This window comes from Shinella sp. 20P9.1.1, assembly GCF_057798995.1.
This window is the reverse complement of record NZ_JBYOLC010000015.1, coordinates 36,961-58,407: the sequence shown is the minus strand read 5'-3', so window position 1 is coordinate 58,407 and position 21,447 is coordinate 36,961. Positions and strand designations below refer to the sequence as shown.

Sequence of the window (21,447 nt, the reverse complement as noted above, 5' to 3'; positions counted from 1 at the left end):
TCTCCTATCGCCGCCGGAAGACTGGCGGACGCTTTTCCTTGAAGGCCTGCCGGCCTTCCTGGGCGTCGGCGGTGGCAAAGCAGATCGTCTGGAGATCGCGCTCGTATTCGACGGCCTTTTCATACGGCATCGAAGCCGCGGCCTTGAGGTTGAGCTTAGCGGTTTCAGCCGCGATCGGTGCGCGCGAGGCAATGGTTTCAGCGATGGCACGCGCCCGCGGCAGCAATTCCTCGGAACTCACCACATCGCTGACGAGACCCCACTGCTGCGCCTTCTCCGCGCTGATAGGATCGCCGGTCATGATCATCAGCGCGGCATTCGACGGACCGATGGAATGAGCTAGGCCCGCCGCCATGCCCCCGCCACCGATCCAGCCGAGCTTGATCTCGGGAGCCGCGAATTGCGCGTTTGACGACGCGATGCGGATATCGCAGGCCATGGCCGTCTCAAGCCCGCCACCGAATGCATAGCCATTGACGGCAGCAATCGTCGGCTTCAGCAGCGCGTGGATGGCGTCGCAATAGTCGTCGCGATTGCGAAACTGCCAGGGCGTCTCGTATGTATCGAGCTCGCGGATGTCGGAGCCAGCGCAGAAGGCGCGCTCCCCGGCTCCCGTCAGGATGACGCAGCGGATCGTGTCGCTGTCGTTGCACTCCTTCACCGCCGCCACGATGGCATCGGCCATTTCAGGCGTGACGGCATTCAGCTTGGCCGGGCGGTTCAGAGTGATCGTCGCGATCGCGCCGTCCACCGAGAAAATGATTTCCTCCGTCATGTCGTCTCCTATCGTTCCTCACCGCCGCGCCTGTGGGCACGGTAGAGGACTTGCAGCTGGGCGAGCACACCCGCAGCCGCAGCCTTTGTTTCAAACGATTGGCGCAGCAGCGCGGATGCCTTGCTCTGGAAGGCGATGTAACCGTCATGGCGCGGACGGACATAAGCCGCCTCGATCGTCTCGGCCGTCTGGCGGTAGAAGCCGTTCCAGTGCCGGTTGACGCCGTTGTCGAACCAGGCTTCGCGCCGCGAGGGCTGGCCGTCGTGGGCGGGAATGAAATTGATCTGCGCCTCGCGGCTCATCAACCAGAGCAGGTGCGTCTTCAATTCGGGGGTCGGATCACAACGCTTCGAGATGCCGATGCCGGTGCCACCAAGCGTGGAACCGGGGCGACCGCCGGCAGCGCGCCGTGGTGCGTTCGCGAAGGTGACTGGCTTGCCGGTGCCGGGTGCGGAATAGTTCACATAGCCGTAGACGAGCGGGCATAGCGATACGTCATCCGAAGCGGCCATATGGCCGAGAATGCCGATCGGGTTCTTTTCGAAAACAACACGCGGGCTGCGTGATGCCAGCTCGGTCATCAGGTCATAGACCGTCTTTCCAGTCTCGGCGGAAACGAGAACATCGGGGTCGGCTTCGGCCGGCGGCTCGCCATGGGCAGCAGCAATTGACAGGAAGCTCAAAGCGGCATGCGGCCCCGCAAGAGAAAGCGCAACCTTGCCCGTGCGGCGGGAAAGCTCGGCCACGGCCGCCCATGTCTCCGGCGCCTCGCCTTCCACGAGATCGGCGCGCAGCGCCATCACTTGCGTCGCGGCATCGAGCGGCAGCGCCCAGTGCTGGCCGGCATAACGATAGCTCGACAGAGAAGGGCCGATGCTTTCGGCCGCCAGGGCCTCAACCACATCCGTGCCGAACACGCTTTCGAGCGATTGCAGGCAATCGCCACCAACCGCTTCACCGACATGCGGATGATCAAGCACGACGAGGTCGTAGCGCGCGCAGAGATCGGCGATCGGATGCGACTCGAATCCTTCGAGCGGCTGTTTTTCCCACTGAATATCGAGACCGGCCGCAATCACCTCATCACGCTTTGCGGCTGCGGCGAGCGCGTTGAAGCCACGCGGATGGTCCCAGGTCAGCGCCTTGATCGTCGCCATGGTCAGATCGTTCCCGTCGCAACAGCGCCATTCGCCACGAGCGCGGCGATCGCCGCGTCGTCGTAGCCGGCCTCCTTCAGCAGTTCGTGCGTGTGCTGGCCAGTAACGGGCGCGCCACGCTCGACCGTGGACGGGGTTTTAGAAAACTTGATCGGGAAACCCGGCGTCTTGACGCGGCCTTCCGTCGGATGATCGTAGTCGACGAAGGTGCCGTTGTGCTTGATCTGCTCGTCCTGGACGAGATCGGCATAGCCGTAGACCGGGCCGCACCAGATATCGGCGGCGCGCAGCAATTCGAGCCACTCGGCCGAGGACCTGGCCTTCAACCGGTCGCGGGTCTTGGCGAAAATTTCGTCGCGCCGCGCCCAGCTATCGACCTCGTCGTCCATCGTCAGGAAACTGTCTTCGCCGATCACCTCACCCAGCGTCTTCAGCTTCGGGAAGGCGACGATGATAAAACCGTCGCTGGTGGCGAAGGCGCCGTAGGGTGCGCGGATATAGACATGGGCATGCGGCTCGGCGGAGCGCTGCTGCGGTTTGCCGCCCACCGTGAAGACCGAAAGCTCCTGCATCTGGATCGTCGTGATGGCATCCAGCATGTTGACCTGCACAAGCTGGCCCTCACCGGTCCGTTCGCGATGGAACAGTGCGGCTAGCGCGCCTTCGAAAGCCGTATAAGCCGTGATCGCATCGACGAGATACTGACCGGCGGCCGTCGGCGGCTCGCCCTCGCGGCCGGCCGACAGCATGGCGCCGGACATGCCCTGGAGAACGAGATCCTGTCCCGGACGGTTCACATAGGGGCCGTCTTCGCCATAACCCGACATCGACACATAGACGAGGCGCGGATTGATCTTCGACAGCGTTTCGTAATCGACGCCGAGGCGCTTGGCGACGCCGGGACGATAGTTCTGCAGGAAGACGTCAGCCGTCTTCACGAGATCCAGCAAGACCTTCTTGCCGTCTTCCGACTTGAGGTCGACGGCAAGCGAACGCTTGTTTCGATTGAGCGACAGAAACGAGACGTTGACGCGATTGCCGCCAGCGCCACCGGCCGCGACATGGCGTTGCCATTCACCCGTCGTCGGTTCGACCTTGACTACGTCCGCGCCCAGATCGCCAAGCCGCTGGGCCGCAAACGGTCCCGCCATGGCGATGGAGCAATCCAGGACTCTGATACCCGACAAAACACCCATATGCGGTCGCTCTCCTGCAAGCCTTCAAGTTGGCGGCAACTTAGCGGATAAATTTGGCCTGTCCAGAGTGAGCGCTAACTATTTTTGAATTGCTTCGGCACAATGATCCGTTCATCATGGCAATTATCAAGCGTGACTTGATGAGCGCTAACTTTGATATTGACCAACGGATGCATGATGAATAGATAATTCATTGGTAAAGGTGGAGCGGCCCAAGCGCCGCTGGAGGAGGAAATCAATGAAGACGTTTCAGTCAGGCTTTCGCCTGAGCTTGCTTGCCGCCGCGCTGCTTTCGTCGGCCGCAGTACCCGCATACGCAGACGCCCGGTCCGACGCATTGCAGGCTCTGCCGGAAAACGTGCGCGCGCTCTATACGGACGCCGTCGATGTAGCGCCGGCCGCCCTCGCCGACTTCAAGGCGCCGGCCAAGCCGTGGCGCTGGTGCCATTCGGAATCCTATATGGGCAACCCCTGGCGCGTGACCTTCAATGACGAGCTCGCCCGTCTCGTCGACGGCGCCAAGGAAGCCGGCGATGTCTCGGAGTTCATCGTTTCCGACTCCAACGGCGACGCCACGCAGCAAATCTCGCAGATCCGCTCCTTCATCGAACGCGGCTGCTCGGTCATCACCACGATTGCCGGCTCCTCGACTGCGCTCAATGCCGTCATCGAAGACGCGCAGAAGGCAGGCATTCCCGTCATCACGTCCGCAGGCGCGGTAACGACGCCCGCTGCCATCAATGTCATGCACAACCAGAACCTCTGGGGCTACCAGATGGGCAAGGGCATAGCCGAGGCATTGCCCAATGGCGGCACCATCCTTCAGGTCGAAGGCATTTCCGGTCACCCGCTGGTGCAGCAGGAAAATGCAGGCCTCGACAAGGCCGTTGCCGAAAGCGGCAACCTGACGATCGCCCGCAAGGTGAGCGGCGAATGGACCGGCACGACCACCAAGTCCGCCGTTCTACAGGCGCTGGCAACAACGCCGCAGCAGATCGATGCGGTGTGGTCCACCGGCAGCGAGGCCCGCTTCATCGCCGAGGCCTTTCAGCAGGCCGGCCGACCTCTCCCACTGATCGCAGGCTCCATTTCGGGCGATGCGCTCGGCTTCTGGCACGAAAACCAGGACACCTTTAAATTCTACGGCGGCGAGGTCTCGCCGCATGTTGCCGCGCAGAACGCGTTCCGCGTCGCCCTGCGCATCATCTCGGGTCAGAAGCCGATCGTGAACACGATCATTGCGCCGATGCCCACCATCACGCAGACCGACCTGCCGACCTGGTACAAGGACTGCATGAAGCCGGATTCGGCCGCGATCTTTCCGATCCCGCCGCAGGACCCGTTCTCGGAAGAGCTGCTCAACGGCTATTTCTCGAACGGTCAGGCAACGCCGCTCTACGATTTCGCCAAGGTCCCGGCCTCCTGCGCGAAGTAATCGCCTGTGCGAGGACCACCGCCGGATGCCCGGCGGTGGTCCCGCCGCGTTCGGCAATGAGAAGGCTGCTCTGAATGCTTGCTACGACACATCCGCAGTCCGGACTGGCGGTCGCGACGTCCCGGATCCATCGCGTCGTCGCCGAGAACGGCGGGGCAACGCCCCATCGCGAGGGCAGCGTTGAACTCTCTGTCAGCCACCTGACCAAGCGCTATGGCGAAACGCTGGCCCTCAGCGACGCATCCGTAACGTTCACGGCCGGCATCCACACGATCCTTGGCGAAAACGGCTCCGGCAAGAGCACGATTCTCAAGATCCTCTCCGGCGTTGTTGCGCAAAGCGAGGGCACCGTTGCCCTGAACGGCCGCGCGATAAACCCGCGCACGCCGCGCGACATGCACGATCTCGGCCTTTCCACGGTCTTCCAGGAAGTGCTGATCGCGCCACATCGAACGGTTATCGAAAACATCTTTCTCGGTTATGACGGCCCGCTCAAGCGGCGGATCGCGAAATCCGCGCGCGCGCCGCTCGCCGACGCGCTGCTTGCGGAAATCTCGCGCTTCCCCATCCCGTTGTCGGCGCCGGCCGGAGAACTGCCGCTCGCAAGTCAGCAACTCATCGTTCTCGCCCGCGCCCTCGTCCGCCTGCCGTCCATCCTGCTGCTCGACGAGGCGACGGCCGCCCTCGACTATGCCGACCGCGATCTCGTCTTCAATGCGATCGAAAACTATGCGGCTGCCGGCAACATCGTCATCTTCATTTCTCACCGTCTTGAAGAGGTACGCCGTCTGTCCGACCACGTCACCGTGCTCAGAAGCGGACACATCGTCGAAACGCTCGAGCGGGACGGTATTACCGCCGAGAGGCTCCTGAAGCTCATGGCCCCGGAGGCGGCGATCCATGCCTGACGACACCATCCTTCTGCGCTACGACAGCCTCGTCCTCGCGCCCGGAAGGGCGCCGCTGTCCGGCGCCATCCGTGCCGGCGAGATCACCGGCATCGCCGGCCTCGAAGGCCATGGGCAGGAGCAATTCCTGCTGGCACTGGCCGGCCTCGGCCGGATCCGCGAAGGCGCGATTACCGTCGAGACGACAGATCGCGGCCCGCTCGGCTATCGCGATCACTACGAAGCGGCGCGGCACGGCGTTGTCTACCTGCCGCGCGACCGGCGGGCGACCGGCATTTTCCCCGTCCTCTCCGTGCTGGACAATTTCGCAATACCATCCATGCCGCGTTTTTCACTGGCCGGCATCCTGAACCGCAAGCGCCTGAAGGACGAACTCGCCGCCTACACGGACTTCCTGTCGATCCGCTACCCCTCCGCCGATGCACCGATTTCCGCACTTAGCGGCGGAAACCAGCAGAAGGTACTGCTGGCGCGCCTGCTCGCGCTCAAGCCGCGCGTCATGCTGCTCAACGACCCGACGCGCGGTGTCGATCTCAACACGCGCCTCAAATTCTACGAAGCATTCCGCAAGCTCGCGGCCGAAAACGGCATCGCCCTCGTCATCCTCTCGAGCGAGATCGAGGAAATCCTCACGCTTTGCGACACGGTCTCGATCTTCCGGGATTTCGAATGCAGCACGGTTCTCGACCGCGCCTCCATGTCGATGGAGCGCGTCATGTCCGCCATGTTCGGTCAGGAAGGAGTGCAGGCATGAGCACCGATCCAATGACATTTAAAAAACCGCACTTCTGGGATCGCAGCGAAACACGCCTCGCAGCGATCCTTTTCGTCGTACTCATTCTGCTCAACGCCGTTCTCAACCCCGTTCGGTTCTCCCCGGCGAACTGGTCGACCGTACTGGGCCTCGCCGCCCCGATGATCCTTGCAACCATGGCGACGACGCTGCCGTTCCTCGCCGGTCGCGGCTCCATTGATGTATCGGTCGGCCCACTCATGGGCCTCATCAACGTCATCCTCATCAAGGTGGTCATCGGTGATCTCGGCATATCCTCGCCCTGGATCATCGTTCCGGCCGCTCTCCTGCTCGGGCTTGCCTCCGGTGCCCTGAACGGCTTCCTGGCCGCGATCCTGCGCATCCAGCCGATCGTTGCGACCCTCGCGACCTATCTTATCTATAGCGGCCTTGCGCTCTCCATTCTGCCCTCGCCGTCCGGCACCGTGCCGGGATGGCTGTCTGCGCTTTCAGGCCCGTTGTCCTTCATCCCCGTCGGTGTCGTCATCGTCGCCTGGCCCTTCTTCAAGCGGTTGCCATTCTACGAGCTTCTGATGGCCGTCGGCAGCGATGATCGCGCCGCGTTTACCGCCGGGGTGAATGTGCCCGTCATCCGGTTCTTCGCCTATGTGTTTTCCGGTCTGGTTGCAGGTGTCGCGGCCCTTGCGCTAACCGCGCTGATCGGTTCCGGCGACCCGAACATCGGGCCCGGCTATACGCTGATCGCCATTGCGGCGGCCGCTCTCGGCGGCGTCAGTCTCGCCGGCGGCGTCGGCGGGCTGGCGGCAGCCTTCATCGGCGCGGCCGATATCTTCCTGCTGCAGAACGTGCTGACCTCCTTCAACGTCTCCACCTTCATGCTGCAGGCCGCCTATGGCCTCGTTCTGGTGCTCGCCGTTTGCCTCAATTCCGAAACGCTCAAAGAACGGTTCCAGACCTGGAAGGCCAGCCGATGACGACCGCCCTCTTCTCCAACCGCGCCCTGATCGCCTTCATTGGCGTGGTCGTCGTCTTCCTGCTCGGAACGATCTTCATTCCGGGCTTCGGCAGCGCGTTCTCGGTGCGTGCCATGTTGATCCTGGCATCGCTCTTGGCGATCGCCGCCCTCGGCCAGACGCTCGTCATGATCCTCGGCGGCATCGACCTTTCGATCCCCTTCGTGATCGGTTTCGCCAACGTCGTCTTCGCCAGCCTGTATGGCAGCGGCATGCCGGCTTTACCGGCCTTTCTCATCGTCATCGCCTGCGCTGGCGCAATCGGCGCGGTGTCCGGCGCGCTATCGGCTGGCCTCTCGATCCACCCGCTGATCGTCACGCTCGGCGTCGGCACGATCGTTCAGGCCGCCGTGCAGCTTTGGACACGCGGCCTTCCTACCGGCTCGGCGCCGCCGTTTATCAATGACTTCGTGTCGCTCGGCGGAACGATTGGCCCGCTGCCCTTTCCCTGGCTGATCCCGTTCACGCTCGCGCTGACACTCGGATGCGTCTTTGTCTTGCAGCGAACGGTCTACGGCCGTCGCCTCTATGCGCTCGGCTCCAACCTGAAGGCGGCGGAACTTGCCCTCGTGCGACCGGTTGCGATGTGGACGACGACGTTTGCACTCAGTGCGGCCTTCGCCGCCCTTGCGGGTATCCTGCTTGTCGGATTTACGGGTTCATCGAGCGCAACCGTCGGCACGCCCTATCTGTTCCAGACGGTTTCAGCGGTGGTGATCGGCGGCACCGCGCTGATTGGCGGACGCGGCGGTTTCGTCGGCACGGTCGCCGGTGCCATCGTCCTCGTCGAACTGCGCACGGTGCTGATCGGCTTTGGCCTGTCGGAGGCGCTGGTTCAGTCCGCACTCGGCCTGCTAATCCTCCTGCTGGTTGCGGCTTACGGACGCGACCAGCACATCCGCAACCTGATCTGAGGAGAGGCCCATGGACGAACGACTTGCAAAAACCATCGCCGCGATCAGAGAATCCGGCGCGGACTGGGGCCTCTTTACCACTCCCGACGGCGTCGCCTATGCGCTTGGCCATATCTCCGGCATCGAGGCCGGCCCTTCGCCTTTCGCAGGCGGCCCCAGCCTCGGCATCGTCGGTGTGAACGGTGAAACCGGGCTGCTCGTCACCAATCTGGAGGCAGGGACCGGCAGTTGGGCCGATCTCGTCGTCACCTATACGGGCTTCTCGTTCAAGGAGCCGACCGATATCTTCGCGAACTACGTTTCGGAGGCGAGGGGCCTGCTGCAACGCCTAAAGGTCGGTGGAAAAATCGCGGTCGAGCACCACGCTCTACCCGCTTCGATCCTCCCGCTGCTGGAAGGCAACGCGATCGTTCCCGTGGAGCCAGCCTTCCGGCGCCAGCGCGCCATCAAGACCAGAACCGAAATCGGCCTGCTGCGCGAAGCGTCGCTGACGGCCTCAGAGGGCCAGAAGGCGTTCCTTTCAACGACCCGTGCCGGGATGAGTGAACTTGACGTGTTCGCCGCCGTCCGCTTGGCCATGGAAACCCGCGCCGGCGAACGCTTGCCGGTGACTGGAGATATGATCTCCGGGCGCGGGCGTACGTCGCAGTTCATGGGGTGGCCAGGCAAGCGCATCCTCGAAAAAGGCGATCCGCTGATCTGCGATCTCGCACCGCGCGTCGCCGGTTACTGGGGCGACAGCTGTGCATCCGCGATGATCGGGCAACCGTCGTCCGGCTTCAAAAAGCTCTTCAGCGCCGCCCGCACTGCATTGGACCTGGCAATCGAAACCATCCGCCCCGGCCTCGGCATCGACACGCTCGACCAGAGCCTGCAGGCGTCGATCACCCGACACGGCTATTCCTACGCGCACCATTCCGGCCATTCGATCGGTACGAGCGTGCATGAATGGCCACGCCTGGTGGCCTATGAACGAGAGACGCTGAGGGAAGACATGGTGATCATGGTCGAGCCGACAGCGCTCGATCCTGACATCGGCGGAGTGCGGCTCGAATACATGCTGCGGGTAACGTCGACCGGCTGCGAGGTGCTCACCGACTTCGAGCACCGTCCGGGCATTCCAGCGCGCTAACCGCTATCGCGGATCATTAGCTTGAAGCCCATGTCGATCAGCGTGGTTTCGGACTGGATGCCGCGCATGCCCTCGAGAAGAAGGCGCCCGGCCTCACGGCCGATTTCCGCCGAGGGCACCGATACTGTTGTCAGCGACGGAATGAGGTGTCGGGCGAGCTCGAAATCACCAAAGCCGGTAATGGCAAGTCGCTCCGGCACTTTGAGCCCGATGCGCACGCTTTCCTGCAGCGCGCCCGAGGCAATGATGTCGCTCGAAAACATCACAGCATCCGCTTCGGGATAGCGCGCAAGTGCCTTGCGCAGCAGGTCCGCGCCGGACGCCATGGTCAAGGGCAGGTCGCGTGATATGGAGATGCGCGGCGTCTTACCGGGAAACAATTCCTCCATGACGGCAGCAAACCCGTCCCGGCGCTCGGCCGCGCGGCTGTCGCCCTTGCGCAGAACGCCGGCAAAAACGATGTTCGTTCGCCCAGAGCGCACCAGATGCCGCGCCATTTCCGCAATGGCTACCGTGTTGGAAAAGCCGACGAGCCGATCGATCGGCTTTTCCGTCATGTCCCAGCCTTCGACGACTGGAATGCCGGCACGTTTCAACATGGTCACGCTGGCGCGGGTGTGGTGCGCGCCGATCAGGAACACGCCATCCGGCCGTCGTCCGAGCAGGCTGCGGATCACCTCCTCCTCGCGGTCCAACCGGTAATCGGTGTTGCCGAGAAATATCTGATAGCCCTCGCGATGCAGGACCTCGGAGAAGTGCTGCATGGTCTCAGCGAAGACGGAGGCCGACAGCGTCGGAATGACGGCAGCGACGGTATTGCTCTTATGCGAAGCAAGATGACTAGCCGCGAGATTGTGGACGTAGTGCGTCTTCCTGATCGCATCGTCGATGATCTTGCGGTTTTCCGGTGTCACGGTATCGGGAAAGCGAAGCGCGCGTGAAACCGTCTGCATGGAGACGCCAGCGGCGGCGGCGACATCCGCCATCGTCACCCCTGAGCCCTTTCGGCGGCCACGTTTTGCAGGCTGCTTTTCCTCCGTCACGGGATGAAGGGCCGCACGCATACGGGTGTGCCGATCTCGATACGCTTTCCGCTGTCCGTCAGCGCACCCGTCTCCTCGTTTCGCCGAAAGATCACGATCGCATCACCGTTCTGGTTGGCGACCAGCACATGGCGACCGCTCGGAGTGAGCGCGAAATTGCGCGGCGTCTTGCCACCCGAAGGTTGGATATCCTGCAGCGTCAACTGACCCGTCGCCTGATCGACCATGAAACACGCTATACTGTCCTCGCCCCGGTTCGAACAATAGAGGAAACGCCCGTCCGGTGACAGATGAATATCTGCGCCATGAGATTCCACGCCGGGCCGGATCGTTGACAGCGTCTGCTTGAGCGTCATGCTGCCAGCGTCGCGTGCAACGAAGGACACCGTGGAATCCAACTCGTTGGAAATATAAATGAAACGACCGTTCGCATGCTGCGCGACATGGCGAGGCCCCGCGCCTGCCGGCAGCGTCACGCTGGCGGATCGCATGAGCGTACCGTCGTTCGAAAGTGCATATTCCACGACCTGATCAAGGCCCAGATCGGCGACGAGCACAGCGCCTCCCTCGGGAATCTCGCTTACAATATGGGCATGTGGCCGCTCCTGCCGGTCGGCGAACGGGCCGAGCGGGCCATCAAGCCGCACCGAAGTCGCAGCCGGTGCAAGACCGCCATCCTTCCGGATGGGGAAAACCGCAACGGACTGGTCCGGGCCATCGCTGCCCATGGAGTAGTTGGCGACAAGCACAAAACGTCGATCACGCGACACCATGTTATAGGCCGAAATGCTGCCGAGCGTCGGCTGCTTGTTGATATAGGTGAGCGTCTTCGTTGCAGGTGAAAAACGGAAAGCACTGACCGTGCCCTCATGCCAGCCGAACACCTCCGAATTGGCGTAGACTATGCCAGAGGCGGCGTCGACGCTCAGGAAGGTGGGATTGTCGATGGTCGACGTGTTGGCAAGGCGCGTCCAGCCCAGCGCATCCTCGTCGAAGGAAAAGATGGTGAGCCCCTCGCCGCGGGCACCCTGGAAATAGGGTGCCTCGCGATTGAGCGATCCGACGGCGAGGTAAAGAGGTTGGTTCATGCGAAAAGTCCAGTGCTGCAGGCATCACGGGGCGCGGTCATGCTCTGGCCCGACATGGCATATTCGCATCTTTGGCGCTAGTTCATCACCCAGCCGCCATCGACATTCAATGTCTGCCCGGTAATGAAACCGGCAGCATCCGACGCCAGAAACATCAAGGCGTTGGCAATGTCGCTGGCGCTACCGCGCCGCTTGATCGCCTGATGATCCAGCACAAAGCGGGTGTAGCCCTCGGGATCGGGATGGATCTTCTCCGCATCCGTCGGGAAGGCGCCGGGCGAAACCGCGTTGACCGTGATACCATAGGCGCCGAACTCTCGTGCCCAGGCGCGTGCAAGGCCGATGAGCGCGCCCTTCGACTGGACATAGGGCGAAAGGTTGGCCCAGCCGCCATTCGAGGTGACGCTGGCGATGTTGATGATACGCCCCCAGCCCTGTTCGCGCATATGCGGCAGCGCCACCTGAACGCAGACGATGCCGGCATCCACATTGATGCGCTGGACCCGCTGCATTTCCTCAAGGGAATAATTCTCGAATGGTTTTGAGGGATAGATGGCGGCATTGTTGATGACCACATCGAAGCCGCCGACCTCGCGCGACAGCTCTTCGAGAGACGTGCGCAACGCTGCGAGATCCGAGAGGTCGATGGCCTGGATTACCAGATTGCCGAGGCCCTCCTTGTCCGCCGAGGTCTGCAAGGCCGCGTTCTTCAAGGGATCGTTGTCTAGGGCGACGACCTTTGCGCCGGCCCGGAGGAAATTCAACGTGGTCTCCGCACCGAGCCCTCCAGCCGCACCGGTATACAGGATGACCTTGCCAGCGACCGAGATCATGGAGTTCTCCTTCTGCACGGGCTGCTGTGCCTGCATGTTCATGACCGGCCCTCCAGAACAACGTGGTTGCCCGAAGGCTGCGGGAAATCGCCATCCGGCTGGCGGGCAATGGCCGTAATCCGCGCTTCGCTCGCCGCGATCGCCTCGGCATCGGGAAGGATGCGGAACGTCGTGTCGTAGTGGCGCTCTTCACCATTTTCGAGCCAGATCAGCTCGCCTCGGTCACGGGCGGCGCCGTGGCCGAGCACATGGTTGGTCGAGGGCTCGATGCCAACAGCATATTGCCCGGCCTGCAGGTTCTGCCATTCATACATGCAAGGGAACTGATCCTTGCGGGTGACGACCTCGAAGCCAATCCCCAGGCGATCGTTGACCAGCGCGACGGGAACCTCGCCCTTCTCGTCGACCGCCATTTCATGCTGCCAGACCTGCTCGTGGAAGCCGAACTGCGGCGCGGGCATCGTGCGGTATCCGACGCCCTGCTTCTCATAATCTGCCCCAGCATGCGCGGCCCAGACGACGTCGCGCACAGGTGCCAGATAGCGCGACCCTTCGGCTAGAACGGGATGGCCGACATTGATGTGATAACAGAACATGTGCGGTGTGCGGTAGAAGCCGCGATTGACCACCGTGTCGGCAATACGAATATCGTTGGTGCCCGCCTTGATCTCGATGCGGCGCTTCAGTTCGAGATGTTCGCCGAAAACCGTTCCCTGCGTGACGGTGCCTTCGCACCAGAGATAACAATCGTCGCCGTCCCAGCGTTCGCCGTAGCCGTCCAGCTTGCCGGGAATGGTACCGACGCGGCCGTGGATGGAGTGCTTCACCGTTTTCTTCGGGCCATAGACATAGTGGTCGGCCGGCTCGTCATACATGAAGAGGATATGGTCGAGGCCGCAGGTGACCATCAGGCCGGAGAAGGAGCGCATCCAGCCGAGACCGCCCTCGCCTTCGTATTCGTGCAGGCCCGGATGGCGGAAGCCGGAGGGCGAATGCCAGCCGATCGACATGCCGCGATACTCGCAGTCCGCAATATCAAGGGCGCGATCGACCAGAACCGTAAAACGCAGGCCCGTGCCGCTGCGGAACTCGAGCATGCGGATGCCACGCTCAAGACCGTCGGACAACGTCATAAGCCGAACGCCGGCAAATTGCGAAAAACGTCCTGCGCTGGCAGCGATATCGCGGCGCGACTTCGCTTCCCCGAATAGTTCGACCATCGTGTTGTTCCTTCTCCCTGCCAGGCAGGTCATGCTGTCTCTAGAGGCGGCCGGACCGAAGCCCGGCCGCCGGATTGTCAAAGGCCCTGAGCGCGCAGCTTGCCGTCGAGGAATTTCTTGGCGCGCGGCACGTCGCTCTCGTCGAGATGCTCGATGATCATGGGGATGTTCGGGTGCTTCTCGCTGAGGCGCTTCAGGTAGAGATCATAGTTCAGCGAACCGAGGCCGGGGGCCGGCAGCTCGATCTCGCCCACGCCGCGGAAGGTGTGGCTTTCCAGTGCATCCGCGTCGCCGATATCGGCATGCTTCTCCGACTTGTCGTCGCCCGAGCGTTTCACGTCCTTGGCATGACCGATCTTGATCTTGTCGGCGAGCGTATCGAACACCTGGTTCAGGATCTGGTCCATGCGGTCGATATTGTGCGTCTCGAAATAGTTGGTCGGATCCATCAGCAGGCCGAGGCCGGGATGATCGACCTGCGCAAACATCTTGACGGTCTCCTCGACGGAGCCGACGACGTTGTTCACGTAGGTTTCGAGCAGGAAGACCGCGCCGTGGTCATAGGCATGCTGGGCGAGATCGGCGATGACCTTGCGGCATTCCTCGAAGCCTTCTTCCGTCTTGTTCTTCGGGTGATGCACCCAGTCGGATTCCGTGTTGTAGGTGCCGGTTTCCGAGATGACATAGGGCGTGCCGAGATGGCGCGCGTTACGGATGATTTCCTTGAGATAGCCGACGCGGCGCTCGCGCTCGGCCTTATCAGGATGGATGATGTTCGTGTAGCCCGAGATGCAGGAGATCGGCAGGTGGTGATCGCGGAAGGTCTCGCGGATCTTGACGCACTTGTCCTTGGTGATCTGGCCCGCCGAGAGATCGATATCCTTGAAGTGCATGTCGAGCTGCACGGTGTTGAAGTCGAGTGCCCGGATCTTCTTCGCCGTCTCTTCCAGCGCATAGGGGAAATAGCCGGTGAAAATACCTGTTTGCATCATGATGAGAATCCTCCCTCGTTATTCATGAATTGATGGAAATTTCGGAAAGCCTGACCGTGCGGCCTTCGTCGATCGACATGTAGCCGGCCTCGACCAGGGCCACGGTCTTGACGTTGTCGGCGACGGAGAGCGCCGGCGGCTCGCCGGATTTGACCGCATATTGCAGTTGCTCCATCACACCGACGAAGGCATGCGGGAACCACATCGTGTCCCATTTAGGCGTGACCCACTTGCCGCCGGTCGTCGTCTTCGAGGCATAGGTCAGCGTCGAGGGCGAACCGTCGGGCCAGCCGATGGTGCCCTGCGCCACACCGTCCGTGCCTTCGACGCGCCACTTGATGTAGATGTCGCTGTCGAACCCCTCTTCGCGCGGACCGGACCACACGTCCTCCATCGATACGGCCATGACGCCACTCGGGAAGGTCAGAGTCGAAACGGTGATGCCGTCCTTGTGGGCGAATGTCGTACGCGGGTCGGTGCGGGTCAGCGTCGTGATCGTCTCAGGGTCGCCGAACAGGAAGCGCAGCACGTCGAGATGGTGCACGCTCATATTGGACAGCGTCAGCCGGTCATAGTCCTCAAGGAAGGTCTGCCAGTGCGGAATGGCGCGCATCTCGATCGTCGCCAGGACCGGCGTGCCAAGTTCCCCCTTGTCGAGGATCTGCTTGAGTACGCGCATCGACTGGTCGTAGCGCATGTTCTGGTTGACCGAGAGGATCTTGCCGGCCTTGGCGGCGGCATCGCGCAGCTCGATGGCGTCCTCCAGCGTCAGCGCAAGCGGCTTCTGCGCAAGAACGCCCTTGATATGCGGCTGGGCGAGCGCCTTGCGGATCAGCTCCGGCTGTTGATCCGGCGGGAAGGCGATGTCGATGATGTCGATGGTGGGATCAGCGATCAGCGCATCCGGCGTGTCGTGTACGGTGGCGATGCCCCAGCGCTCGGCAACCGCCGCCGCCTTGTCCCTCGTGCGCGAGGCAATGGCGACGACCGGAAAGCCGGCCTCCTTGTAGGCCGCCAGATGGCATTCCGCCATGATCATGCCGGCGCCGATGCAGCCGATCTTGTAATCCCTCACCCGCACCTGCGGATCGGGCGCAAAACCCCTGGCTTCGCTCATGGTAACCTCCCGTTAGATATGCTCTTTCACAGGCTGACAGCCTCACCCGCCAGATTGAAGAAATGCGCTTTGATCGGATTGCAGCTCAGCGCCACCGCACTTTCCAGCCGTATATCTGGCTGGCCACGCATCAGCGCTTTCAATTTTTCCGCCCCGGTATCGACCGTTACCACGGTGTAGCCGCCGAGCGGTTCGATCTCGTAGACCGTGGCCGGCCGCCCCGGACGCGCATCGTTCCACGGCTCGACCTTGAGGTCTTCCGGACGCACGCCGACATGTGCGGCACCATCCGGAACCGTCTCGAGCGGCAGACTGATCGTGCCGTCCGCCATTTCTAGCGCCTTGCCGCGCACCGCGGGCAGGATGTTCATCATGGGGGCGCCGAGCAGGCGGGCGACATAACGGCTGACCGGGGTATCGTAGATGTCGGTCGGCGAACCGATCTGGCGGATCTCGCCCTCTTCCATGATCGCCATGCGATCGGCGATCGACATGGCCTCTTCCTGATCGTGCGTGACATAGATCAGCGTCTGGCCAAGATCGCGCTGGATACGCTTCAGCTCGACGCGAGTTTCCTCACGCAGCCTCGCGTCGAGCGCCGAGATTGGATCATCCATGAGATAGGCGACGGGATCGCGCACAAGCGCACGGGCAATCGCCACGCGCTGGCGCTCGCCGCCGGAAAGCTGCGACGGCGGCTTGTGCAACAGGTGCGAAATATGAAGCTTCGCCGTTACAGCTTCGACGCGCGCGCGGATCTTTTCTTCCGGCACCTTGCGCTCGACAAGCGGGAAACGGACATTCTCGCCCGCCGTCATATGCGGGAATAGCGCGAGGTTCTGGAACACCATCGCCACATTGCGGTCAGCAGGCGAGACCCGATTGACCGGCTTGCCGCCAATCAGGATTTCTCCCTCATCCGGCGTCTCCAGCCCAAGGATTAGCTTCAGGACGGTCGATTTGCCCGAAAGCGGCGGTCCGAAGAAGCAGAAGAACTCACCCGGCTGGATATCGAAGCTCGCATTGTTGACGGCAACCGTCTTGCCGAAACGCTTCGTGACATTGCGGAAGGAAATACCGGCCATGTTTTACACCTCCCGGATCGCGACGCCGGTCGCGGCATCGAACAGCCGGGCGAAGCCCGGCTCGACGGCGACATGGACGGTCTCGCCTGTCTGGACGGTGACATCATTGTCGAACACCGCCTTGACGCGTCGCTCTCCGTCACCGAAGTGAACGACCGTCCGCGCGCCTATGCGCTCGATGAAGGTGATGGGCATGGCAAGCCCCTGCCCCGCCCCGGCTAACACGACCCGTTCCGGGCGAAAACCGTAGACGACCTCACGCACGCCGCATGCCCGCGCGATTGCGGACAATGCGGGATCGAGCGGCGCGGTGACGCCGAGCGTCCCGAGATCAGCCACCAACCCCCGGTCGCTGTCGGCAAGCGTACCCTTGAGCAGGTTCATGCCCGGCGAGCCGATGAAATCGGCGACGAACAGATTGACCGGGTCGTTATAGACTTCCAGCGGCGTGCCGACCTGCTGCAGCACGCCATGATCCATCACTGCGATGCGATCCGCCATGGTCATCGCCTCGAGCTGGTCGTGCGTGACATAGACCATGGTCTGGCGGAACTGGCGCTGGAGATGCTTGAGTTCCGTGCGCATGACGGCGCGGAAGGCGGCGTCCACATTGGAAAGCGGCTCGTCCAGCAGGAAGATCGCCGGCTCGACGATGGCCGAACGGCCGATCGCCAGGCGTTGCAGGATGTTGACCGACAGCTTCACCGAGGGCTTGTCTAGCATCGGCGTCAGTTGAAGAAAATCGGCCATCGCCTTGACGCGGCGGTCGATTTCGGACGCAGGCGTTCCACGGACCTTCAGGCCGTAGGCCAGATTGTCGTAGACGTTCATATGCGTGAAGATCGCATAGTTCTGAAACACGAAACCGACGCCGCGCCGACCCATGGCAACCCCGTTCATGTCGCGGCCGTCGAAGGTGATGCGGCCTTCGCTCGGCTGTTCCATGCCGGCGATCATGTTCATGGTCGTGGACTTGCCGCAGCCGGAAGGCCCCAGTAGCGCCATGAACTCTCCATCGCGGATTTCGAGGTCCATCGTCTTCAGCGCCGTGAAGGACCCGAAGCGCTTGACCAGGTTTTCAAGGTGAATGGCGGTCATGGCTCAGGCCTCCTTCGCCGCGTTCATCCGGCTGATGGCAAGCGAGACGAGAATGGAAAGTGCAATCAGGATGACGAGCGCGATGGCCGCGACATATCCCCAGATCAGGTCCTGCTGCGTCACCTTGTAGATGTAGACGGAGATGGTTTCCGTCGCGACGCCCGGCCCGCCGCCCGTCATGATGTAGAGCGTGTCGAATATCTTGAAGTTCTCGATGACGCGGATCGACAGGGCGATAATGATGATCGTCTTCATCTTTGGTATGACGATGGTGCGGAAGCGCTGCGACCAGCTTGCACCCAACAACGTTGCCGCTCGCATCTGGTCCTCCGGTACGCCGACAAGGCCGGCAAGCAGGATGAGGAACATCAGCGGCGTCCACTGCCAGATATCGGCGATCATGACGGCGATCAGCGCCGTGCCGGGGCTCGACAACCAGGCGAGCGCGAAGGGCCGGCCGGTCAGCGTCGAGATGATATCGTTCACCGGCCCGCCGGACTGGAACAGCATGAAGAACATGTAGCCGGCGACCGCGGGCACGACCATCATGGGAATGAGCATGATTGAGTAAAACACCCGCTTGCCAGCAAAATTGTCTATGAAGAGGATGGCAAGGCCAAGTCCCAGCAGGAATTCCGCCGGTACGCAGATCAGCATCACCAGCGCGGTTCGGCAGAGCGCATCCCAGAAACGGCTGTCGATGGCAAGGTCGGTATAGTTGGCGAAGTTGTTCCAAAGTTCATAGGCTTGCCACCAGCCGATGCCATCGAGCGGCGACCAGTCGGTGAGGCTGATATAGAGCTGCATCAAGAGCGGAAAGACCGCGATGAAGAGCACCAGCAGCTGAGCCGGCAGCGTCAGTATCAGGCCAAGGCGGCGCCCACCATCTTCAATGCGGGTCTCGGGCGTCAACGGATCGCCAGTCACGGAGATTTTCTCCTCGGTTGCGAGCATGCTCATTGCTTGAGGGCCCCGAAGGTCAGGCCCCGCACCAGATGTTTCTGGATGGCGATGCCCATGATGACGGGCGGTATAGCGGCGATCAGGCCAAGTGCTGCCTTGGCGCCATAGAGCTGCCCGGTCATCGAGGACGACAGCGAGGCCATGTAGACTGGGATCGTCACCCATTCGCGTGTCGTGAGAAGAAGCGCGATCAGATAGTCCGACCAGTTCAGGATGAAGACGAAGAGCGCGGAACTGGCGAGCGCGGGGCGCATCATCGGCAGCGTGATCTTCATAAAGACGCGCAGGCGCGAGCAGCCTTCGACCAGCGCCGCGTCCTCGATTTCGCGTGGCATGTCGTCGAAGAAGGTCTTCATCAGCCAGAAGGCGAAGGGCAGCGTGACGATGCCGTAGATCAGCGCAAGCCCCCACCACGTATCGACGAGACCGAAGAAGGCCCACATGATCATGACGGGGATCATGACGGCCATAGGCGGAAAGAGCCTGAGCTGGATGAGTGCGAGCGGCAGGTTCTGGCCCGAACCGAAGCGCGACAGGCCGTAGGCACCGGCCGTGCCAGCCGTCATGGCGATCAGCGTGCCGAAGACAGCCGAGAGCAGCGACGCCAGGATCGGCTTGCCGGCGGTGCGGTCGAGCGCGACGATGAGATCGGACGTCGAAGTGCCGAAGATGAAGCGGAAATTGTCGAGTGTCGGACTCTTCGGCCACCAGGTCAGGTCGGCGCCGGCGGCGGACCATTCGGCAATCGGCTTGAAGGCCATCGAGGCCATCCAGAGCGTCGGGATGAGCGTGACCGCCAGCGCCAGAAGAATGGCGCCATAGCGGAAAATCTCGAAAGGCAGCGAGCGGTTCATGATCGCGAAGGTCACTTGTCGAAAGCGGTCAGAGGGCGCCGGGCGGATAAGCCGCCCGGCGGTCGGGTCATGTCGGCTCAGCCGGCCAGCGGATCGAGAACCGTCGGCCAGGCCTCCTTGTTCGACTTGATGGCTTCAAGCAGCTTGTCCTCGCCGGTGCGCCGCGCGATACGCTGCCATTGCCTCTCGGTATCGGCCATTGCCTCCTCCGGCGTCTTCGCCTTGGTGAGAGCGGCCATCAGGTTTTCGTCGAGTGCGTTGTGGAAGGCGGTCGCGCCGGGATAGTTGATCGAGGGTACGGTGCGCGCCACCGTCTCGCGCACGACATCCATGTGGTAGTCGTGGTAGGTCTCGCGCACGAGCGGATCGGCGAAGTTAGACAGCTGGAACGGATCGAAGTAGCCACCGGGATTGGCCGTCATCCACGAATAGATGCGGCTGGAGCCCAGCCATTGCAGCAGCAGATAGCAGACCTCCGGATGTTTGCTCTGCGCCGAGACCGAGGCCGACAGATTGAGCCACAGCACCGAGCGGCTGACGAGCTGGCCGCCGACATCACGGCCGGGCGGTAGCATGGAGCCGATCTTGCCGGTGACCTTCGAGCCCTCGTTCGCCTTGTTGTCGAGGAACTTCGGCAGATTGGAGAAGGCGCAGGTCATCGCCGCACCGCCCGAGGCGAAATTGCCGTACTGCTCCGGCCAGCCCCAGGAAATGGCATCCGGAGAATGATGGCTGAGCGACTCGACATATTCCTGGGTGGCGAGATAGCCCGCTTCGGAATTGATCAGCGCTTTGCCATCGTCGCCGAACAGGAACTGGTTGGGCGAGCCCATCGAGACGAAGCGCTGGTACCAGTTGGTATAGCCCCAACCCTGATTGCGCAGGTCCGTCGAGCCGAACAGACCCTTGTCCGGACGGTGGAAGAAGGCCGCAACGTCGGCATGCTCCTTCCAGGTGCGCGGCGGTGCCAGCGCGTAGCCGTACTTGTCTGAGAAGGCCTTCTTCTCGGCCTCGTCGTTGAACAGGTCGGTGCGGTAGTTCCAGGTCTGGAAGTCGCCGTCGAGCGATACGCCATAGGTCGAGCCGCGATACTGGTTGAGCAACGACACGCCCCTGGCGCCATTGACGTAACCGCGCTCCGGATCGTCCCATTCCGGCCTGTGGGTTGCGACATACTCGTCTAGCTTGATGATGCCGGCCGTCTCCGCGAGGTCGCCCAGACGGTTCCATTCCACCGCATAGATGTCGAACGCCCCGCCTTTGGTGGAGATGTCCTGCATCGTCTTGGTGAATTCCTGACCGTTCGGCACGCCGACAATGTCGAGCGCAATGCCGGTTTCCTTCTCCCAAAGCTCCTTGATGGACGGCGCACCGGCGGGGAAGGCCTGCGTCAGCTGGCCGATCGAACCGTCGGACAGGCCGAGTACGATACGTTCCGGTGCCTTGCCGGCGGCCTTCAGTGCCTTGGCAGCCTCAACGGCACGGCCTTCCGGCGTGTCGGCGCCGTACTGGTAGCGCTCAGCCCCTTCGAAGCCGGTCGGGCCGCCGATCATGCCAGACGCGAGCGCGTCGGCCGCAAAGGCCCGGCCTGGACGGATGAACTGCGGTGCAATGCCGATGGCAGCAGTCAATGCAAATGTCTTCGCGCCGGCTGCCAGAAGGCCACGGCGCGAGACCGTCAGAATCTCGCTCATTGATGTTCTCCTCCATGCCGAGAGGTCTCCTCACCCGTCAGCGTGACGAGTAATGGAGGGCGAAATGATGTATGTCAACATCAAAAGCAATCATATTACATCTTTTGGCTGCTACGTTTACGTGTTTGACGTTGAGCTTATCACCATTTGACGAGAAATGATGGAGTTCCCGACCA

General features: G+C 62.3%; 20 protein-coding genes. 6 read left to right on the top strand and 14 right to left on the bottom strand.

From position 1 onward, the window contains the following. Nucleotides 1–4: 4 nt before the first annotated feature. Genes AC27VQ_RS22320 through AC27VQ_RS22310 form a run of 3 tightly spaced genes read right to left on the bottom strand, consistent with a single transcriptional unit; the run spans nucleotide 5 to nucleotide 3,128 of the window. Entirely contained in the window at nucleotides 5–775 is a 771-nt protein-coding gene (locus AC27VQ_RS22320; protein WP_488718034.1) for an enoyl-CoA hydratase/isomerase family protein, read from the bottom strand. 8 nt (nucleotides 776–783) lie between these two features. Further along, nucleotides 784–1,932, bottom strand: a complete 1,149-nt coding sequence (locus tag AC27VQ_RS22315) for an extracellular solute-binding protein (protein WP_488718033.1) — start codon at nucleotides 1,930–1,932, stop codon at nucleotides 784–786. Nucleotides 1,933–1,934: 2 nt separating this feature from the next. Next, nucleotides 1,935–3,128 carry a CaiB/BaiF CoA transferase family protein gene (locus AC27VQ_RS22310; RefSeq protein ID WP_488718032.1) on the bottom strand — a complete coding sequence of 398 codons (1,194 nt, stop codon included), beginning with the start codon at nucleotides 3,126–3,128 and terminating at the stop codon, nucleotides 1,935–1,937. Between the two features lie 238 nt (nucleotides 3,129–3,366). Here AC27VQ_RS22310 and AC27VQ_RS22305 point away from each other — a divergent pair, with 238 nt between their 5' ends. From AC27VQ_RS22305 to AC27VQ_RS22280, 6 genes are all read left to right on the top strand, one after another. Beyond that, nucleotides 3,367–4,563: a substrate-binding domain-containing protein gene (locus tag AC27VQ_RS22305; RefSeq protein WP_421593281.1), complete on the top strand. Its 1,197-nt coding sequence runs from the start codon at nucleotides 3,367–3,369 to the stop codon at nucleotides 4,561–4,563. Between the two features lie 74 nt (nucleotides 4,564–4,637). Continuing rightward, the gene (locus AC27VQ_RS22300; RefSeq protein WP_488718031.1) at nucleotides 4,638–5,471 is read left to right on the top strand and encodes an ATP-binding cassette domain-containing protein; all 834 of its coding nucleotides are present in this window, start codon (nucleotides 4,638–4,640) and stop codon (nucleotides 5,469–5,471) included. Beyond that, nucleotides 5,464–6,225, top strand: a complete 762-nt coding sequence (locus AC27VQ_RS22295) for an ATP-binding cassette domain-containing protein (protein WP_421593283.1) — start codon at nucleotides 5,464–5,466, stop codon at nucleotides 6,223–6,225. The genes AC27VQ_RS22300 and AC27VQ_RS22295 overlap by 8 nt, the downstream gene beginning before the upstream one ends. Then, a complete protein-coding gene (locus AC27VQ_RS22290) occupies nucleotides 6,222–7,199 on the top strand; it encodes an ABC transporter permease (protein WP_488718030.1) in 978 nt (325 codons plus the stop codon). Before AC27VQ_RS22295 ends, AC27VQ_RS22290 begins: the two co-directional genes overlap by 4 nt. Next, nucleotides 7,196–8,152, top strand: coding sequence for an ABC transporter permease (locus AC27VQ_RS22285; RefSeq protein ID WP_488718029.1), 957 nt, complete (start codon nucleotides 7,196–7,198; stop codon nucleotides 8,150–8,152). Before AC27VQ_RS22290 ends, AC27VQ_RS22285 begins: the two co-directional genes overlap by 4 nt. A 10-nt stretch (nucleotides 8,153–8,162) precedes the next feature. Further along, complete coding sequence (locus tag AC27VQ_RS22280; protein WP_488718028.1) at nucleotides 8,163–9,284, top strand: M24 family metallopeptidase; 1,122 nt, start codon at nucleotides 8,163–8,165, stop codon at nucleotides 9,282–9,284. On the opposite strand, the gene AC27VQ_RS22275 is transcribed toward AC27VQ_RS22280, so the two are convergent. The 11 genes from AC27VQ_RS22275 to AC27VQ_RS22225 all read right to left on the bottom strand — a co-directional run bounded on the left by AC27VQ_RS22275 (nucleotide 9,281) and on the right by AC27VQ_RS22225 (nucleotide 21,271). Next, nucleotides 9,281–10,270 (bottom strand): LacI family DNA-binding transcriptional regulator, encoded by a 990-nt coding sequence (locus tag AC27VQ_RS22275; protein ID WP_421593287.1) that lies wholly within the window; start codon nucleotides 10,268–10,270, stop codon nucleotides 9,281–9,283. The genes AC27VQ_RS22280 and AC27VQ_RS22275 overlap by 4 nt on opposite strands. Before the next feature lie 53 nt (nucleotides 10,271–10,323). Then, a complete protein-coding gene (locus AC27VQ_RS22270) occupies nucleotides 10,324–11,415 on the bottom strand; it encodes a lactonase family protein (RefSeq protein WP_488718027.1) in 1,092 nt (363 codons plus the stop codon). A 77-nt stretch (nucleotides 11,416–11,492) separates the two neighbouring features. Next, nucleotides 11,493–12,290 carry an SDR family NAD(P)-dependent oxidoreductase gene (locus AC27VQ_RS22265; protein ID WP_421593289.1) on the bottom strand — a complete coding sequence of 266 codons (798 nt, stop codon included), beginning with the start codon at nucleotides 12,288–12,290 and terminating at the stop codon, nucleotides 11,493–11,495. Then, the gene (locus AC27VQ_RS22260) at nucleotides 12,287–13,468 is read right to left on the bottom strand and encodes an aldose 1-epimerase family protein (RefSeq protein ID WP_313525520.1); all 1,182 of its coding nucleotides are present in this window, start codon (nucleotides 13,466–13,468) and stop codon (nucleotides 12,287–12,289) included. The genes AC27VQ_RS22265 and AC27VQ_RS22260 overlap by 4 nt, the downstream gene beginning before the upstream one ends. Nucleotides 13,469–13,545: 77 nt before the next feature. After that, nucleotides 13,546–14,460, bottom strand: coding sequence for a sugar phosphate isomerase/epimerase family protein (locus AC27VQ_RS22255; RefSeq protein WP_069061958.1), 915 nt, complete (start codon nucleotides 14,458–14,460; stop codon nucleotides 13,546–13,548). Nucleotides 14,461–14,482: 22 nt separating this feature from the next. Continuing rightward, nucleotides 14,483–15,577, bottom strand: coding sequence for a Gfo/Idh/MocA family protein (locus AC27VQ_RS22250; RefSeq protein ID WP_488718026.1), 1,095 nt, complete (start codon nucleotides 15,575–15,577; stop codon nucleotides 14,483–14,485). Between the two features lie 26 nt (nucleotides 15,578–15,603). After that, nucleotides 15,604–16,662, bottom strand: coding sequence for an ABC transporter ATP-binding protein (locus tag AC27VQ_RS22245; protein WP_488718025.1), 1,059 nt, complete (start codon nucleotides 16,660–16,662; stop codon nucleotides 15,604–15,606). A gap of 3 nt (nucleotides 16,663–16,665) precedes the next feature. Continuing rightward, complete coding sequence (locus AC27VQ_RS22240; RefSeq protein ID WP_488718024.1) at nucleotides 16,666–17,760, bottom strand: ABC transporter ATP-binding protein; 1,095 nt, start codon at nucleotides 17,758–17,760, stop codon at nucleotides 16,666–16,668. Between the two features lie 3 nt (nucleotides 17,761–17,763). Beyond that, nucleotides 17,764–18,714: a carbohydrate ABC transporter permease gene (locus AC27VQ_RS22235; protein ID WP_488718056.1), complete on the bottom strand. Its 951-nt coding sequence runs from the start codon at nucleotides 18,712–18,714 to the stop codon at nucleotides 17,764–17,766. Between the two features lie 2 nt (nucleotides 18,715–18,716). Further along, nucleotides 18,717–19,577, bottom strand: coding sequence for a carbohydrate ABC transporter permease (locus AC27VQ_RS22230; protein WP_313525535.1), 861 nt, complete (start codon nucleotides 19,575–19,577; stop codon nucleotides 18,717–18,719). Between the two features lie 77 nt (nucleotides 19,578–19,654). Continuing rightward, nucleotides 19,655–21,271, bottom strand: a complete 1,617-nt coding sequence (locus tag AC27VQ_RS22225; RefSeq protein ID WP_488718023.1) for an extracellular solute-binding protein — start codon at nucleotides 21,269–21,271, stop codon at nucleotides 19,655–19,657. Nucleotides 21,272–21,447: the final 176 nt, after the last annotated feature.